Source organism: Ursidibacter sp. B-7004-1 (assembly GCF_053654055.1).
Genome location: NZ_JBSIUP010000037.1, coordinates 1 through 15,381, shown reverse-complemented (window position 1 = coordinate 15,381; position 15,381 = coordinate 1). Strand labels below are relative to the sequence as shown.

General features: G+C 38.6%; 12 protein-coding genes. 9 read left to right on the top strand and 3 right to left on the bottom strand.

The genetic code is table 11. The annotated features are described in order from the left end of the window. Nucleotides 1-3 precede the first annotated feature (3 nt). From ACWIW0_RS10300 to gntR, 8 genes are all read left to right on the top strand, one after another. Nucleotides 4-651: a YadA-like family protein gene (locus ACWIW0_RS10300; RefSeq protein WP_454453239.1), complete on the top strand. Its 648-nt coding sequence runs from the start codon at nucleotides 4-6 to the stop codon at nucleotides 649-651. A gap of 213 nt (nucleotides 652-864) precedes the next feature. Beyond that, nucleotides 865-1,026, top strand: a complete 162-nt coding sequence (locus tag ACWIW0_RS10295; protein ID WP_454453238.1) for a hypothetical protein — start codon at nucleotides 865-867, stop codon at nucleotides 1,024-1,026. A 36-nt stretch (nucleotides 1,027-1,062) separates the two neighbouring features. Continuing rightward, nucleotides 1,063-1,386 (top strand): zinc ribbon domain-containing protein YjdM, encoded by a 324-nt coding sequence (locus ACWIW0_RS10290; RefSeq protein WP_454453237.1) that lies wholly within the window; start codon nucleotides 1,063-1,065, stop codon nucleotides 1,384-1,386. Nucleotides 1,387-1,909: 523 nt separating this feature from the next. Further along, a complete protein-coding gene (putP, locus tag ACWIW0_RS10285; protein WP_454453236.1) occupies nucleotides 1,910-3,418 on the top strand; it encodes a sodium/proline symporter PutP in 1,509 nt (502 codons plus the stop codon). 290 nt (nucleotides 3,419-3,708) lie between these two features. Continuing rightward, on the top strand, nucleotides 3,709-7,314 hold the full coding sequence (gene putA / locus ACWIW0_RS10280) for a bifunctional proline dehydrogenase/L-glutamate gamma-semialdehyde dehydrogenase PutA (protein ID WP_454453235.1): 3,606 nt from the start codon (nucleotides 3,709-3,711) through the stop codon (nucleotides 7,312-7,314). 295 nt (nucleotides 7,315-7,609) lie between these two features. Continuing rightward, on the top strand, nucleotides 7,610-8,587 hold the full coding sequence (locus ACWIW0_RS10275) for a ribonucleotide-diphosphate reductase subunit beta (RefSeq protein WP_454453234.1): 978 nt from the start codon (nucleotides 7,610-7,612) through the stop codon (nucleotides 8,585-8,587). After that, nucleotides 8,574-10,283: a ribonucleoside-diphosphate reductase subunit alpha gene (locus ACWIW0_RS10270; protein WP_454453233.1), complete on the top strand. Its 1,710-nt coding sequence runs from the start codon at nucleotides 8,574-8,576 to the stop codon at nucleotides 10,281-10,283. Before ACWIW0_RS10275 ends, ACWIW0_RS10270 begins: the two co-directional genes overlap by 14 nt. Before the next feature lie 85 nt (nucleotides 10,284-10,368). Beyond that, nucleotides 10,369-11,367 carry a gluconate operon transcriptional repressor GntR gene (gene gntR / locus ACWIW0_RS10265; protein ID WP_454453232.1) on the top strand — a complete coding sequence of 333 codons (999 nt, stop codon included), beginning with the start codon at nucleotides 10,369-10,371 and terminating at the stop codon, nucleotides 11,365-11,367. On the opposite strand, the gene ACWIW0_RS10260 is transcribed toward gntR, so the two are convergent. Continuing rightward, nucleotides 11,364-11,879, bottom strand: coding sequence for a gluconokinase (locus tag ACWIW0_RS10260; protein WP_454453231.1), 516 nt, complete (start codon nucleotides 11,877-11,879; stop codon nucleotides 11,364-11,366). The two genes, gntR and ACWIW0_RS10260, sit on opposite strands and share 4 nt — an antisense overlap. 188 nt (nucleotides 11,880-12,067) lie before the next feature. Here ACWIW0_RS10260 and ACWIW0_RS10255 point away from each other — a divergent pair, with 188 nt between their 5' ends. Continuing rightward, nucleotides 12,068-13,417: a GntP family permease gene (locus ACWIW0_RS10255; protein ID WP_454450269.1), complete on the top strand. Its 1,350-nt coding sequence runs from the start codon at nucleotides 12,068-12,070 to the stop codon at nucleotides 13,415-13,417. Between the two features lie 69 nt (nucleotides 13,418-13,486). Here the strand turns inward: ACWIW0_RS10255 and cysE are convergent, their stop codons facing one another. Both cysE and gpsA read right to left on the bottom strand, forming a co-directional pair. Next, nucleotides 13,487-14,305: a serine O-acetyltransferase gene (gene cysE, locus ACWIW0_RS10250; protein ID WP_454453230.1), complete on the bottom strand. Its 819-nt coding sequence runs from the start codon at nucleotides 14,303-14,305 to the stop codon at nucleotides 13,487-13,489. A gap of 21 nt (nucleotides 14,306-14,326) precedes the next feature. Continuing rightward, nucleotides 14,327-15,337, bottom strand: a complete 1,011-nt coding sequence (gene gpsA / locus ACWIW0_RS10245) for an NAD(P)H-dependent glycerol-3-phosphate dehydrogenase (protein WP_454453229.1) — start codon at nucleotides 15,335-15,337, stop codon at nucleotides 14,327-14,329. Nucleotides 15,338-15,381: the final 44 nt, after the last annotated feature.

The window sequence follows — 15,381 nt, the reverse complement described above, 5'->3', positions numbered from 1 at the left end:
ACAATTAAAGATCTTGAAGTAACTAACCATACTAAGTTAAATGAAGTAGAAGTTGCAGGTAATCTGACTGTTGGTAAAAATTTAGTGGTTGAAGGTGATCAGCACGTTAAAGGTAATTCAACTATAGATGGTGATCAGCACGTTAAAGGTAATTCAACTATTGATGGTAACCAACACGTTAAAGGCGACCAAACTGTAGATGGTAACCAACACGTTAAAGGCGACCAAACTATAGATGGTAACCAGCACGTTAAAGGAAACTCTAGAGTTGATGGCGATTTAGTGGTTAATGGCAGAACCAGCATTAAGGGCGATCTTGATATGGAAGGGCATCGCATTAAAAATGTAGGCAGAGCCGTTAAAGATACTGACGCTGTTAATTTAGGACAAGTTAAAGAAGTTGTTGGTAAAGTTGATAAACGCTTACGCGGCGGTATCGCAGGGGCAACTGCAGTCGCTAACATTCCACAAGTAACTAGACCGGGTGCGAATGTAGTTGGCTTAGGTGTGGGTAACTATAATGGACAAAGTGCCGTTGCTGTGGGTTACTCAAAAATGAGCGATAACGGTAAGTTAATTATTAAATTCAGTGCTGGTGCGAATACAAGCAAAGACTTTAATGTCGGCGGTGGTATTGGCTACCAATGGTAGTGATTAAGATGAGATAGAGTGGGCGATAGCCCTCTCTACGATATATAATTTAGGACGTATTGCATTGCATACGTCCCAGATTGATGACAAACCCTAATTTGTTGATTTAATGAGTGGACGCCAAGCGTGGCGTCCCTACACAACAAAATAAAATCTTTTATTTTTCAATTGGTTATAATTCTTCTTTGTAGGGACGCCACGCTTGGCGTCCGAATGAAAAAAGACTTTGTCAATAATCTGGGACGTATGCAATGCAATACGTCCTTTTTTCTTATATGCGGTGGTACGTTTAATGCTTGCTCCGTTTTACAAGCGGTGCGTTATGCTTCATTTTTTACAAATCAAAGTGAAGAAATTACCGCTTATTTCTTGTAGAATAGCGATGTTTTTAATTTTATTTAAGGAAGAAAGATGGAATTTCCAATTTGCCCTGCTTGCAAGGGAGAAAATACTTATCACGACTCAATTCAATTCGTTTGCCCTGATTGTAGTAATGAATGGACAGGCGAAGAAGTTGAAAGCCACGATGAAGATCAACTTATAGTAAAAGACAGCAATGGTAATTTACTTGCAGACGGCGATGATGTGATTTTAATTAAAGATTTGAAATTAAAAGGCTCATCAGAAGTATTGAAAAAAGGCACAAAATATAAAGGCATTCGCCTTGTTGCTGGCGATCACAACGTAGATTGTGGAAAGCTGTTACTTAAATCTGAATTTCTGAAAAAAGCGTAATGTTCAATATATGTAGGGGCAAATTATATTTGCCCTAGATTGATGACAAACCCTAATTTGTTGTATTTAATAAGTGGACGCCAAGCGTGGCGTCCCTACATAACAAAATAAAATCTTTTATTTTTCAATTGGTTATAACTTTCCTTGTAGGGACGCTACGCTGGCGTCCGAATGAAAAAAGACTTTGTCAATAAACTGAAATAAAATATTTATTTTTCAATTGGTTATATTTTTTCTTTGTAGAGACGCCACGCTTGGCGTCCGAATGAAAACACTTTGTCAATAATCTGGGGCAAATTATATTTGCCCCTTATATTTTTCTAATAAAAATATATTCAAAGAAAAATGTTAAGCACTTCTCAAAATTGTTAAAATATTGTAATGCTCATCAAGATTTAAGCTATAATGCCCTTATCGCATTAGTGGATAAATTTTAGGCTTTTAATATGTCATTTATACATTAGCTAGATTTTCCTGTTATATTTAATGCTTTTATATCTACTTATTATAGGAGAACTGGGCTATGTTTGGTTTTGACCCAACAACAACCACATTCCTAATTTATATTATCGGAATGATCTTAATCGGCTTTATTGCTTACCGTTTTACGCATAATTTATCAGACTATATTCTTGGCGGTCGCCGCTTGGGGAGCTTTGTAACAGGGCTTTCAGCAGGGGCATCGGATATGTCGGGGTGGTTGTTAATGGGGCTACCCGGGGCAGTTTATGCGGCTGGTTTAGTTGAAGGTTGGATTGCAATTGGCTTAACTATCGGGGCTTATTTAAACTGGCTTTTTGTTGCAGGGCGTTTGCGTGTTCATACAGAATATAATGCCAATGCATTAACATTACCTGATTATTTCCATCATCGTTTTGGCGATAACACTAAAGTACTTAAAATTGTTTCCGCCAGTATTATTCTCTTTTTCTTTGCAATTTATTGTGCCTCTGGCGTAGTGGCTGGGGCTCGTCTATTTGAAAACTTATTCGGTGTGCCTTATTCCACTGCATTATGGTATGGTGCATTAGCCACGATTATTTATACTTTTATTGGTGGTTTCCTTGCTGTAAGCTGGACAGATACTATCCAAGCAAGTTTAATGTTATTTGCACTCTTTTTAACACCTATTTTTGTGTTAATTCACTTGGGTGGCTTTGAGCAAACACATACTGTGATTATGCAAGCAGGAGAAGCTGTTAATAAAGATTTCACTGATTTATTTACAGGTACAACATTTATCGGGCTATTGAGCCTATCCGCTTGGGGATTGGGCTATTTCGGACAACCGCATATTTTGGCACGTTTTATGGCAGCAGATAGTGTGAAATCTATTCCTAACGCACGCCGTATTAGTATGATTTGGATGATTATCTGCTTATTTGGTGCAGTCGGAATTGGTTTCTTCGGACAGGCTTATTTCTTTGCAAATCCTGAGCAAGCTGCAGTGGTTAATCAGAACCACGAGCAAGTGTTTATTGAACTCTCTAAATTATTATTTAACCCTTGGATTGCGGGGATTTTATTATCGGCAATTTTAGCGGCGGTAATGAGTACGTTAAGCTGTCAATTGTTGATCTGCTCAAGTGCGATTACCGAAGATTTCTATAAAGGAATGTTACGCCCAAATGCAACTCAAAAAGAGTTGGTTTGGCTTGGTCGTATTATGGTGTTAGCAATTTCGGTATTGGCAATTTTGCTAGCACAAGATCCAAATAGTAAAGTATTAGGTCTAGTTTCTTACGCTTGGGCTGGCTTTGGCTGTGCTTTTGGGCCAGTGGTGATTTTGTCGCTGTTTTGGAGAAGAATGAATGCTGCAGGTGCAATGGCGGGAATGCTAACAGGTGCATTAGTAGTGGTATTTTGGAATGATGTTGTACCAAATAGTGGTATTTATGAAATGATTCCGGGCTTTATTTTAGCGACTATCGCCATTGTGGTTGTTTCACTTATTACGCCAGCACCAAAAGCAACAATCACTGAAACCTTTGATAAGGCAGAAAAAGCCTATCATTCTGAAATGAGTAAATAAGCAGATAAAGACGGCAGGATATATCCTTCAGACTGATGACAAACCCCAATTTGTTGTATTCAATAAACGGACGCCAGCGTGGCGTCCCTACACAACAAAATAAAATCTGTTATTTATCAATTGGTTATAATTTTCCTTGTAGGGACGCCACGCTGGCGTCCGAATGAAAAAAACTTTGTCAATAATCTGCAGGATATATCCTTCCGTCTTTTTTGTATTTTAAATATAAAGCGGTCAGTTCTGTCTATGTTTTTGCAAAAGGGCTGACCATCACTTTTAAGGAGAAATATATGCCAACATCAACTTATCAACTATTACCAAAAACAGGTATTCGCCCTGTGTTAAGCCAACATTATCGCATTGATGAACAAATGTTAGTTCAGCAGCTGTTAGAGCAAGCTAGAACCGATGAGTTTTCAGCGGAGATTAAATCTCTTACTAAAAAATTAGTGGAAAAAGTGCGTGTTTCTCGCAAAAAAGCCAGTGGCGTTGATGCGTTGATGCACGAGTTTTCACTTTCTAGCCAAGAAGGTGTGGCGTTAATGTGCTTGGCGGAAGCATTATTGCGTATTCCAGATACTGCTACAGCAGATAAATTGATTAGAGATAAAATTTCAAAAGGAGATTGGCGTTCACATACGGGAAATAGCCCATCTTTATTTGTTAATGCAGCCGCTTGGGGATTGGTTATTACTGGGAAATTAGTTTCTACTCATAGTGAAAGTAGTCTATCTTCTGCACTTTCTCGCTTAATTGCTAAAGGAGGGGAGCCTGTTATTCGTAAAGGGGTTGATGTGGCAATGCGTTTGCTCGGTAAGCAGTTTGTTACAGGCGAAACCATTCAGCAAGCAATTCAAAATGGCGAAAAACGTTTTGCGATGGGCTATCGTTATAGCTACGATATGTTGGGTGAAGCCGCATTTACCGAAGAAGATGCTAAACGTTACTATGCAGATTATGTTGCCTCTATTCACGCAGTTGGGGCTGTTTCTCGTGGTTTAGGGGTGTATAAATCTTCGGGTGTATCAGTTAAATTATCGGCCATTCACCCACGTTATAGTTTGGCACAGCACCAACGGGTGATTGATGAGCTTTATCCTCGTTTAAAAGAACTTTATTTACTAGCAAAACAGTATGATATTGGCTTAAACATTGATGCAGAAGAAGCCGACCGTTTAGAACTTTCGTTAGATTTAATGGATCGTTTATTAGCCGATCCTGATTTAGCTGGTTTTAACGGTATTGGTTTTGTGGTGCAAGCCTATCAAAAACGCTGTCCACACGTGATTGATTATTTAATTGAAAAAGCGCGTGAAAATAATCGTCAGTTGATGATCCGTTTAGTGAAAGGGGCATATTGGGATACGGAAGTAAAACGTGCTCAAACGGATTGTGCCGAAGGCTATCCTGTATTCTCTCGCAAAGTGCATACAGATTTAAACTATATTGTGTGTGCTAAAAAATTATTAGCGGCTCAAGATGTTATCTATCCACAATTTGCTACCCATAATGCTCAAACACTTTCTACCATTTATCATTTAGCTAAAGGGAAACGTTTTGAGTTCCAATGCCTACATGGAATGGGCGAAACCCTTTACGATCAAGTGGTTGGCGAAAATAACTTAAATGTACAATGCCGTATTTATGCTCCTGTGGGCTCTTATCAAACACTATTGGCTTATTTGGTTCGCCGTCTGTTAGAAAATGGGGCGAATAGCTCATTTGTAAATCAAATTGTAGATGAAAATTTAAGTATTGATGATTTAGCAAAAGATCCCGTTGAGAAAGCCGCAGTAACAGAAGGAACAATGCACCCGAAAATTCCTCTACCTGTCAATCTCTTTGCTGATCAACGCCAAAATTCAAAAGGCTATGATTTAACTGATGCGATTCATTTACAGCAATTACAAGAAAAACTGAATGAACTGGCTACCCAAGAGTATCACGCTGCACCGCAAATTGCAGATGGTAAAGCAGAAAAAGAAGAAAGCCGCCCTGTGTACAACCCTGCTAATATTTCTGAATTAGTGGGCGAAGTGGTTGATGCCACAGCAGGAGATGTGGCGAAAGCCTTTGAGCTTGCGAGTGAATTTAAATCAGAATGGCAAAATACCTCGCCAATAGTGCGTGCCGAAGCCTTAGAGAAAATGGCTGATTTAATGGAAGCTAATATGCCACAACTTTTTGATTTGGCGGTGCGTGAAGCAGGTAAAACCTTAAATAATGCGATAGCCGAAGTGAGAGAAGCGGTCGATTTCTGTCGCTATTATGCAAAAGAAGTGCGTTCAAATCCTGAAGGTTATCGTTCTCCAAGGGGGATTGTGGTTGCAATCAGCCCTTGGAACTTCCCTCTCGCCATTTTCGTTGGGGAAGTCTCTTCTGCCTTAGTCGCTGGTAATGTTGTGTTGGCAAAACCTGCGGAGCAAACATCACTAATGGCTCATTATGCGGTGAATTTATTCTATCAAGCAGGTATTCCAAAACAGGCATTACAATGCTTACCGGGAAGTGGGAAAGTAGTCGGTGCAGCGTTAGTATCAGATTCTCGTGTGGACGGTGTTATTTTCACAGGTTCAACAGAAACCGCTAAGAATATCAATGCAAACTTGCAAAAATCAGAAAAAATCGTACCGCTTATTGCTGAAACTGGTGGACAAAATGCAATGATTGTTGATAGCTCGGCATTAGGCGAACAAGTTGTGGCTGATGTGCTTAACTCTGCCTTTGATTCAGCAGGGCAACGTTGTTCTGCGTTGCGTGTGCTTTATTTACAACGTGATGTCGCTGACCATATTTTAACGATGTTAAAAGGGGCGATGGCGGAATTAAAAGTAGGCAGACCTCAACAACTCAATACCGATGTAGGCCCTGTGATCGATAAAATTGCTCAACAACGTTTGTTAGATCATATTGAGAATATCAAAAAGGTGGCAAGTGCGTATTATCAAGTAGCGATTGAGCCTGAAATTGAACAAAATGGTATTTTTGTTCCACCAACATTATTAGAAATCGATCATATCAGCCAACTTAAACACGAAGTTTTTGGACCTGTGCTACACGTTATTCGTTTTGATGCGGATAAATTACCGCAAGTGATGGCAGACATCAATTCAACAGGTTTTGGCTTAACTAGTGGGTTACATAGCCGTATTGATGAAACGGTCGATCTCTGGATTGATACCATTCACGCAGGTAACTTATATGTCAATCGTAATACCGTAGGGGCTGTGGTAGGTGTACAACCATTTGGTGGAATGGGGTTATCTGGAACAGGTCCGAAAGCAGGTGGTCCGTTATATTTACAACGTCTAGTAAATCGTTCTGAATGGACGTTAACAGGTTTAGAAGGTGGAAAAACCGTTGATACGACATCACTTGTAACAGGAATCAATAATGTGTTATCTGGCACAGAACGTCAAAATGCACTTGATTTAGTCCAAAACCTTAGCCGTCAATCGCCTCTTGGTAAGATCTTCAAAATGCAAGGTATTACCGGGGAAAATAACTTTATGCGATTTGAAGCTCGCCCTGTGGTTGCAATCGGTAACGGCTCACTTTATCAGCAAATTCAAGCACTTATTGCCATTGTGGTATGTGGAAGTAAAGCGGTGGTTACTCGTAGTAGTGAACTTGCCAAACAAGCGACTCAATTTGCAGGGAATGTGCTCGTTGTTGATGATTTGAATAGTCTTGCTAATCTCAGTACGCTGATTGTGTTAGAGCCACTTTCAGTGGAAGAAAAATCACATTATGCAACACGTTCAGGCGCTATTTTAACCTATGTAGAAAACCTTGATTTAGCGTTATCCTTATTCCCTCTTGTTCACGAAAAAGCGGTCAGCATTAACACTGCTGCTGCGGGGGGAAATGCGAGCTTGATGAGCGAGATGGATTAAAATAAATATTACCTAAAATGCTAAAATTTCAAGCGGTCGGATCAGTGCTATTTTTCTACAAAAATGTTCTGAAATCCAACCGCTTGTTTTTACTATATATTGTAATTATGGTTATATCAAATAACAATATGTTGTGATTTTCATGACTATTATTTACAAAAAAATTTTTCCTTTAAAAATCAAATACTCACTACCAACTAATCGCATTGTCGATTTGTCAAGACCTTGTTTTAAGAAAAAATATCTCTAGAATATGGCACAGTTTCACATTGTAAATTAAAAGGTCTAATTCATTATGTCTCGCAATATTTTTGAAAAACGTTTGCAAATTAAACCTTACGAATACCCTGAACTACTCGAATTTAAAGATGCTATTCGCCACTCTTATTGGTTGCATACTGAGTTTAATTTCACAGGTGATATTCAAGATTATCGTACCAATATTAACGATCATGAACGCCACGTTCTTACTCGTACAATGCTTGCAATCTCTCAAGTTGAGGTAAGTGTAAAACGTTTCTGGGGCGATTTATATCGTTATTTTCCAAAACCTGAAATTGATGATGTAGGCGGGACTTTTGCTGAGAGTGAAGTTCGCCATAAAGATGCTTATTCATTTTTACTTGAAAAATTAGGCTTAAATGAGATGTTCACACAGATTACGGATATTGAACCTTTAATGGCTCGTATTCGTTATATGGAAGATTTTATGCGTGATAAAGACGATGGTCAGGATCGTTTTGTGTTATCACTCGTATTATTCTCACTATTCGTTGAACATATTTCGTTATTTGGGCAATTCCTTGTGATGATGTCGTTCAATAAACATCGTAATTTATTTAAAGGGATTTCAAACGCCGTTGAAGCAACTTCAAAAGAAGAAGAAATTCATGGGCGTTTTGGGATTGCATTGTATGAAATTTTGCGTGATGAACATTCTGACCTTTTCACTCCTGAATTTTATGAAGAGTTAAAATTGCTTGCAGCTCAAGCATTGGAAGCTGAGCGTGGTATTTTAGATTGGATCTTTGAAGAAGGTGACTTGAGCTTTATTAGTCGTAGAACTGTCGAGAACTATATTATGCATCGCTATAATAATTCGTTGTTGGCATTAGGTTTAGAGCCTCCGCACGATATTGATCCTGACATGTTGAAAGAAACAGAGTGGTTTGATATTGAGATCATTTCAACGAAAGAAACGGATTTCTTTAACAAACGTAGTACCGATTACAGTAAAAAAATGAAGCAGATTACCGCCGATGACTTATTCTAACGCTTACTATCAGCCGAAATTATTTGATCTCGGCTATACGGACGAAAGCCGTCCTGATTTCCACTGGTTAAATGATGATAGCCGCCTTTTCTTACAACGTGGCTACCTTTTAGAAGGTACAACCGCCTTAGAACGTATTCGCTTTATTGCTGAACATGCTGAGCATAAACTTGGTATCGAAGGCTATGCAGATAAATTCTATTACTATATGGCTCGTGGATATTTTTCCCTCTCTTCGCCAATTTGGTCTAACTTTGGTTTAGATCGTGGTTTGCCAATCTCTTGTTTTGGTAGCTATATTGGTGATTCTATTCACGAAATTATGGTAACGACCGCAGAAGTCGGAATGATGAGCAAAATTGGTGGGGGAACTTCTGCCTATTTTGGCGATATTCGTCCTCGTGGTAGTGCAATTAAAAATAATGGTAAGTCAGACGGTTCTTTTAACTTTAGTAAGTTGTTTGATACGGTCATTGATGTTATTTCTCAAGGTACATCTCGTAAAGGTCAATTCGCAGGTTATATTGATATTGAGCATGGTGATATTGATGAGTGGCTTGATATTCATACTGAAGGTAATCCGATTCAATTAATGTACTATGGTGTTTGTGTTGGACACGATTGGCTAGAGTCAATGAAAGCAGGTGATCCATATAAGCGCCAACTTTGGGCAAAACTTTTGCAACGTAAAACAGAAACGGGTATTCCGTATTTGTTCTTTAAAGATAATGCTAATGCTGGTCGCCCAGATGTGTACAAAGATAAAAATATGACTGTTCATGCATCAAATCTCTGTACAGAAATTATGTTGCCATCTTGTGCTGATGAGAGCTTTGTTTGCTGTTTATCATCAATGAATTTACTCTATTTTGATGAGTGGAAAGATACCGATGCACCAGAAGTGCTAACTTATTTCTTAGATGTTGTGATGTCTGAGTTTATTGAGAAAAGTGCAGAAATTCCATTCTTAGATCGTGCAAATCGTTTTGCTCGTAGACATCGTGCGTTAGGTTTAGGTGTATTAGGCTGGCATAGTTATTTACAGGCAAATAATATTGCTTTTGATAGCTTTGAAGCGATGCAGAAGAATAATATTATCTTTAAAACGCTCCAAGAAAAAACATTGCAAGCATCAAAAGAACTTGCACAGCGTTTTGGAGAGCCTGAATTACTGAAAGGCTATGGTCGCCGTAATACGACTTTATTGAGTATTGCCCCAACCAAATCAAGTAGTTTTATTTTAGGTAGTGTATCGCCTTCCGTTGAGCCATTTAAATCTAACTATTATGTTAAAGATTTAGCGAAAATTAAAACCGTTTATAAGAATCCATTCTTAGAGAAACTGCTACAAGAGAAAGGTATTGATACACAAGAGATTTGGGATAGTATTTTACTCAATGATGGTTCTGTACAGCACCTTTCACAACTGTCAGATCAAGAGAAAGATGTCTTTAAAACTTTCTCTGAAATCAGTCAATTAAGTGTGATTCAGCAAGCGGCACAGCGTCAAAAATATATCGATCAAGGGCAAAGTATCAATATTATGGTTCACCCAGCAACCCCAGCTCGTGATCTGAACCAGTTATACTTAACGGCAGAAGAACTTGGTTTAAAATCAATTTACTACCAATATTCAATGAGTGCAGCCCAAGTATTCAACCGCAACTTACTCAGTTGCAGTAGTTGCGAAGGCTAAATAAACGCTACAAGCGGTGAGATTTCTGTAAAATTTTGCAAGGATCTTACCGCTTTTGGTTTTCCATTTATTCTAATCCATACTAATGACCAAACATAAACGCCCGACTTTGCAAGATATTGCGACACATCTTGGTATTACCAAAATGACTGTTAGTCGCTATTTGCGTAATCCAAATTCGGTAGCTATTGCAACTCAAGAGCGGATTGCTCAAGCAATAGAACAGTTTGGTTATATTCCTAACCGAGCCCCAGATATTTTGTCTAATGCTAAAAGCCATGCAATTGGTGTATTAGTACCATCTTTAACTAATCAAGTTTTTGCTGATGTGATTAAAGGGATTGAGCTGATTACTGATCAAGCAGGCTATCAAACAATGTTGGCTCACTATGGGTATAGTGTTGAAAAAGAAGAAAAGAGAATTGAATCACTACTTTCTTACAATGTTGATGGGATTATTCTGTCTGAAAATCATCATTCCGAACGTACACGAAAGATGCTAGAAATCGCTCATATTCCTGTAATTGAGATTATGGATAGCAGTGAAGTCGGAATACAGCAAGCGGTGGGATTTGATAATATTTCTGCAGCTCAAGCTATGGTGGAGACAATGATCCAACGTGGGCATAAAAATATTGTTTATTTTTCTGCTCGAATGGATAAACGTACCCAGCTAAAAATGCAAGGCTATGAATTAGCAATGAAAAAATATGGATTGATTCCCCATAGTTTGAAAACGGAACAAGCGTCTTCATTTAGTTTAGGTTCAAGCCAATTACGACAAGCCTTAAAGCAGTTTCCAGATTTAGATGGAATTTTCTGTACCAATGATGATTTGGCAATTGGAGCATTATTTGAATGCCAGCGTTTAGGTATTCAAATTCCAACACAAATAGCTATCGCAGGCTTTCACGGACACGATGTAGGGCAATCACTCACCCCACAACTCGCTACTGTGATCACGCCACGCCTAGAAATTGGGAAAGTTGCAGCTCAAGAATTGTTAGATCGAATTAATGGACTACCACAACAAAAAAGCATCATCAATCTAGGTTATCAAATTCATCTTGGTGAAAGTATCTAAATTAAAGGCTTAATTGCCTCCAAACACTGCTCAACCACTTGCTCAAAATTGCCTTGAATATCAATAAAAATCACGTCAGGTTCTAATGATAAATCAGGTGTTTCTAAGGTATCAAACTGGCTCTTTAGCATATCCACTTTCATATAATGTCCTTTGCGTTTTTGCATTCGTGCCAAAACTGTTTCAAATGAGCCTTGTAAAAATAAGAACGTGATATTTTCATTCCCTTGGCGAATTAAATCACGATATTGTTTTTTTAAAGCAGAACAGATAATAATCCCTTTCTCACTCTTTTGCTCTAGGCTAAATGCAGCATCGTTGATTCGAGTCAGCCAAGGTTTTCGATCTTCGTCATTAAGTGGAATTCCACTTCCCATTTTGATGATATTGGCTCTTGGGTGTAAATCATCGCCATCAATCAATTTTAGACCTAAACGATGAGCAACAGCTGTTCCAACAGATGTTTTTCCTGTACTAGATACTCCCATCAAAATAAATGCTTTTCCTGACATATACCACCTCCAAATGTTACCGATAACCTATTCATATAAACTAAAATAGCATTTTAAGTGGAGAATTCATCTATATTTTTCAGAAAATTTGAACTATTTCACAAAATTAAAATAAATAGTAACGCACTATTTACATTTATAGTGAATAAAACTATGTTACCGATAACAAAAAACATATCGGAGGATATATGCTTATTTTTACAATGATAGCAGCCATTCTGTTACTGCTTGTTCTTATTATGAAGTTTAAAGTACACGCTTTTGTTGCTTTAATTATCGTCAGTTTATTAACCGCACTTGCTACGGGCATTCCAGTAGATAAGATCTTACCTACTTTATTAGGTGGCTTTGGTAGTACATTAGCGTCAGTTGCTCTATTAGTGGGGCTTGGTGCAATGATTGGTCGCTTACTTGAAATTACTGGTGGGGCTAAGGTATTAGCAGATACGCTCATCAATAAATTTGGTAAAGAGAAAGCACCTTTCGCATTAGGGGTAGCATCACTTTTATTTGGCTTCCCAATTTTCTTTGATGCGGGTTTAGTTGTAATGTTACCAATTATTTTCAGCGTAGCTAAACAATTTGGTGGTTCAGTACTACGTTATGCTTTCCCATCTGCGGGTGCTTTTGCCGTAATGCACGCATTCTTACCTCCACACCCAGGTCCTGTTGCATCAGGTGATTTATTAGGTGTGAATATGGGATTATTAGTTATTGTTGGCTTAGTCTGTGCAATTCCAACTTGGTATATTGGTACTTATCTATTCAGTATGTTTATTAGTAAACGTATTCACGTTGATTTACCTAAAGCATTTTTAAATACAAATGCTATCAATGAAACGTCTGTGCAGAATCCACCAAGTTTTAAACGTGTTTTAATTGTATTATTACTCCCTATTTTCTTGATCTTATTTGATACAGGGTTAAATACATTAAGTGTTGCCAAAGTGATTGATGGCTCTGAACTTTGGGTGCAAAGTTTACGCCTAATCGGCAAAACACCTATTGCATTATTAATTACATTATTAGTTGCAATTGCACTCCTTAGAGATAACCGCAGTTACGATCAAATCGAAAAAATCTGTAATAATGCTTTAGGTCCTATTTGTTCAATCGTACTGGTAACAGGTGCTGGTGGCATGTTCGGAGGCGTATTAAGAGCGAGTGGGATTGGCGATGTGTTATCAAATATGATGTCAGATACAGGAATGCCAATTATTGTTGCAGCTTTCTTAATTGCGACAACACTTCGTGTTGCACAAGGTTCTGCAACTGTCGCATTAACCACTACAGCCGCTCTTATTGCACCAACCGTTGCCAATGCTACTGATTTGAGTCAATTTGATCTCTGCTTTATTGTGATCTCCATTGCATCAGGTGCAACAGTACTTTCACACGTGAATGACTCTGGCTTCTGGCTAATGAGCCGTTTTTTAGAAATGGACGAGAAAACAACCCTAAAAACTTGGACAGCACTTGAAACATCTATTGGATTAGTTGGCTTTATTATTGCTTTAATTGGTAGTGCTATTTTATAGAGAGAATAGATAAGCGGTAAGTTATGCAATTTATTTTGCTAATCTTACCGCTTATTACTTATTAAGAAACTAAATTCCAGCCCCATCAAGTAAACCATCACTGTTTTCAAAATATTGGTTCATTTCAAAAGCAGGTTTCTGAGTTTGGGATTGACCGATAATTCGGGCTGGTACACCAGCAGCAGTCGCATATTCAGGAATTGCATTGAGTACCACTGAATTCGCCCCGATTTTTGAATAGCGTCCGATTTCAATATTTCCGAGAATTTTGGCTCCAGAACCGATCATTACGCCTTCACGAATTTTAGGGTGGCGGTCGCCATTTTCTTTACCCGTTCCCCCTAGGGTTACGCCTTGTAAAATGGAGACATCATTTTCAATTACCGATGTTTCACCCACAACAATGCCTGTTGCGTGATCTAACATAATTCCGCAACCAATTTTTGCAGCAGGGTGAATATCCACATCAAAGGCAACAGAAATTTCATTTTGTAGATAAATCGCTAGGGCTTGTCTGCCTTGATTCCATAAATAATGGGTTACTCGGTAGCTTTGTAGGGCGTGATAACCTTTGAGATAAAGTAATGGTGTGCTCCATTTATCGACAGCAGGATCTCGTGTGCGAACAGCCTCAATATCACAAGCAGCACTGGTAATAATTTGTGGGTTTGCGTGATAGGCTTCTTCAATAATTTCTTTCAATGCAATCGCTGGCATAATTGCATTTGACAGTTTGTTCGCCAAAATGTAACTCAGTGCATCGCCTAGATTATGGTGTTTTAAAATCGTGGCGTGGAAAAAACTTGCAAGCATTGGCTCACTATTAACTAACTCTTGGGCTTCTTCACGAATGTTTTGCCAAATTTGCTGTGGATTGATGTCTGCCATATTTCCCCCTTTATTATTTGATTATTCGCCTTTACGTTCTCGACCTAATAAGGCTTTTACAACATCATTAGCTTGTTTTCCGCAGAATAACATTTGATAGATTTGTTCGACAATAGGCATTTCAACGCCCTGTTGTTGAGCAAGTAAGTAGGCTTCCTTTGTATTATAAAAACCTTCAACTACTTGACCAATTTCTGCCATTGCTTGTTCGGCACTTTTACCTTGACCAAGCATTAGCCCAAAACGGCGGTTGCGTGATTGGTTGTCGGTACAGGTTAAAACTAGATCGCCTAATCCTGCCATTCCCATAAAAGTGGTTGGATTTGCTCCTAAAGATACACCTAAGCGGCTTATTTCAGCTAAACCACGCGTGATCAATGCGGTGCGAGCATTTGCCCCAAAACCCATTCCATCAGAAATACCTGCCCCAATCGCAATAACATTTTTAATTGCCCCTCCTAACTGAACACCAATCATATCGCTATTGAGATAAACTCGGAAGGCTTTTGCACAGTGAATACGCTGTTGCATTTGATCAGCAAAAATAGGGTTATCCGATGCCAGAGAAATCGCTGTCGGTAAACCTTGTGCTAACTCTTTCGCAAAAGTTGGACCTGATAATACAGCAAGCGGGTAGTTTTGCCCTAAAATTTGCAATACAACATCTTGCAATAATCGTCCTGTATCTCGCTCTAACCCTTTAGTCGCCCAGATAATACGATGCTCAGACGTAAGTAAAGGTTTTATTTGTTGCAAGACTTCTGTAAAAACGTGGCTGGGTACAACAATCAATAGATCTTTGGATTTTTGTAACGCTTGAGATAAATCCGCCTCTATATCTAAAGCATCTGGAAATGGGATATCAGGTAAAAATTCGTGGTTTTGGCGGGCTTCTGCCATTACTGCCATTTTTTGTGGGTTATGTCCCCATAAATAAGTTTTATGTCCGTTACGCGATAAGGCAATTGCCAAAGCAGTACCGTAAGATCCAGCACCAAGCACAGTAATTGGGGCGGTATAAGTAGTATCCATTACTATTCAATCTCATCTAAAAAAATAGGTATGCTTAACATACC

Excerpts from the sequence above, each read along its gene's own strand:
- ACWIW0_RS10295 (WP_454453238.1), top strand. The coding sequence starts at position 865 with ATGAAAAAAGACTTTGTCAATAATCTGGGACGTATGCAATGCAATACG.
- ACWIW0_RS10290 (WP_454453237.1), top strand. The coding sequence starts at position 1,063 with ATGGAATTTCCAATTTGCCCTGCTTGCAAGGGAGAAAATACTTATCAC.
- putP (WP_454453236.1), top strand. The coding sequence starts at position 1,910 with ATGTTTGGTTTTGACCCAACAACAACCACATTCCTAATTTATATTATC.
- putA (WP_454453235.1), top strand. The coding sequence starts at position 3,709 with ATGCCAACATCAACTTATCAACTATTACCAAAAACAGGTATTCGCCCT.
- ACWIW0_RS10275 (WP_454453234.1), top strand. The coding sequence starts at position 7,610 with ATGTCTCGCAATATTTTTGAAAAACGTTTGCAAATTAAACCTTACGAA.
- ACWIW0_RS10270 (WP_454453233.1), top strand. The coding sequence starts at position 8,574 with ATGACTTATTCTAACGCTTACTATCAGCCGAAATTATTTGATCTCGGC.
- gntR (WP_454453232.1), top strand. The coding sequence starts at position 10,369 with ATGACCAAACATAAACGCCCGACTTTGCAAGATATTGCGACACATCTT.
- ACWIW0_RS10260 (WP_454453231.1), bottom strand. The coding sequence starts at position 11,879 with ATGTCAGGAAAAGCATTTATTTTGATGGGAGTATCTAGTACAGGAAAA.
- ACWIW0_RS10255 (WP_454450269.1), top strand. The coding sequence starts at position 12,068 with ATGCTTATTTTTACAATGATAGCAGCCATTCTGTTACTGCTTGTTCTT.
- cysE (WP_454453230.1), bottom strand. The coding sequence starts at position 14,305 with ATGGCAGACATCAATCCACAGCAAATTTGGCAAAACATTCGTGAAGAA.
- gpsA (WP_454453229.1), bottom strand. The coding sequence starts at position 15,337 with ATGGATACTACTTATACCGCCCCAATTACTGTGCTTGGTGCTGGATCT.